The sequence below is a fragment of the Vibrio sp. 10N.261.52.A1 genome (assembly GCF_002876325.1).
In the GTDB taxonomy this organism is placed as follows: Bacteria; Pseudomonadota; Gammaproteobacteria; order Enterobacterales; family Vibrionaceae; genus Vibrio; species Vibrio chagasii.
The window spans coordinates 1-2,016 of sequence record NZ_MCYD01000112.1 but is presented as its reverse complement, the minus strand read 5'-3'; the positions used below and the strand labels follow the sequence as shown (position 1 = coordinate 2,016).

Here is a 2,016-nt window from a genome sequence, read left to right as displayed (position 1 = left end):
GCAACGTACCATTCGCCCCGTCGGCAGCGAGAAAGAGATATCCGTAGACGTTCGTGTTGTCGCGGCAACCAACAGGAATCTTCAGGAGGAGGTCGAAAAAGGGCACTTCCGCCGCGACCTATTTTACCGACTCAATGTACTTAAGATTGATGTGACTCCGTTACGCGAACGACCATCCGATCTGATTGAGCTTGTTCCATATTTTACGCGCCTTTTATCGAGTGAATTAGGTATGCCGATACCTAATTGGGCACATGAAGATATCTTAGCGATGAATGAATACGAATGGCCGGGCAATATTCGCGAGCTTAAAAACCTCGTGGAGCGCTGCATTCTGTTAGACAAACCACCAGCTCACTATTGGCGAGAGATAAATGGCGACCCGGCACCTGCGAGCATTTCAGTGACGGTGTCACATGGTGCTGAAGTGCCGAACTTAAATACAACGGACGCTGCTGAAGGCTATCCAAACACTTGGACACTTAAAGAAGTGGAGAAAGCACATATCGAACAGCTTGTGAGTTTTCACGATGGTAATAAGTCTGCAGCGGCAAGAGACCTTGGCGTTGCTCGTAAAACCTTAGAACGCAAATACAAAGACTGGAACACAGAAGGCTCAGAATATGCCGATTAGACGTCAGTGGTGGGCAAAGTGGGCGTTCCGCTTCAAAACCATGGTGCGCTACCGTTTACTGTTTCTCACGTCAGCACCGATCTTTCTTACACTGTGCGCGCTCGTTGCGATCACCTTTTATTGGTCTGTTCACTATACGTGGCAAGGCGCTTTGATCGATGTTGATGAACGTCTCGACGTCGCAGACAACAGTATTCATCTGATTCAAAACCAACAAGCTTATAACGTGCGCGCATTTGCTGAGTCTTACAACTTTCGAATGAAGCTTGCGAACGACGTGCCTCAAGATGAACTCATTCGTTGGGTCTCAGAGAATAAGTCACGATACGAGCTCGATTTTTTACGCTGGCGCAGCGTAGAAAGCATGGAAAAGAAGCTTGAATATCTGAATCTCACACATAAATCATCGTTTTTCAGTGTGTTAGACAGTAGTGAACTCGATTACTTAGATCGTGATCTTGCAAAAAAGGCAGAGGTTCCGATGCTTAATGGTCATGATGTTGAAACACGTGGCTTGGTTAGCCGTACTATCGTATCTATTAAAGATAAACATGATCATGTGATCGGCTTTCTTGATGGCGGGATCTTGTTGAATAACAGCACTCAGTTGGTCGATCAAATCAGCAACCTGATCTATCCGCAGAGAAAGGGCTTCAACCGTCATGTAGGAACCGTCACCGTATTTCTTGACGACCTTCGTGTGAGCACTAACGTGCCATTAAGCAGTGAAGACAGTGTAGGGCGTGCAATTGGTACGCGAGTTTCTCACGAGGTTCACTCTAAAGTCTTAAACGAGGGCAAAGAGTGGCTCGACAGAGCATATGTATACGATGCATGGTACATCACGGCTTATCAACCAATTCACGACCAGTTTGGCAACGTGATCGGCATGCTATATACGGGTTACCTAATCTGGCCGCTCATTGAAACCTACCTGACTAACCTTGGCGAAATCAGTATAACTATCGTTCTGTTGTTGCTTGTTTCAGGTTTGATCGTTCACAGAGGTGCGCGCGATCTTTTCAACCCTATCGAACGCATTCATAAAGTGGTGAAGCTAGTACAGATGGGGCAAGACAAGCGAATTGGTACGTTAGGACTGGATGATCAACATGAGCTTACCTTACTTGCTAAACAATTCGACAAGATGTTGGATCTGCTGCATGAGCGCAATCAAGAGATTCAACAAGCGGCGTTAGAACTCGAGTGTAAAGTCCATTCTCGCACCGCTAGTTTGAAAGAGAAAACCGAAGAACTCGAGCTGCATATCAAGCTGCTAAATCAAGCTAGAGATAAGCTGGTGGTCAATGAGAAACTGGCAGCGCTCGGTGAGCTAACCGCAGGTATTGCTCACGAGATCAACAATCCAACAGCGGTAATCC

2 protein-coding genes are annotated in these 2,016 nt (G+C 46.5%); both read left to right on the top strand.

Translation table 11 applies throughout. The features are described from left to right. On the top strand, positions 1-634 hold a 634-nt coding region (locus BCT81_RS01440; protein ID WP_133152486.1), incomplete at its 5' end, for a sigma 54-interacting transcriptional regulator. Further along, on the top strand, positions 624-2,016 hold a 1,393-nt coding region (locus BCT81_RS01435; RefSeq protein ID WP_102423052.1), incomplete at its 3' end, for a cache domain-containing protein. The genes BCT81_RS01440 and BCT81_RS01435, both read left to right, overlap by 11 nt.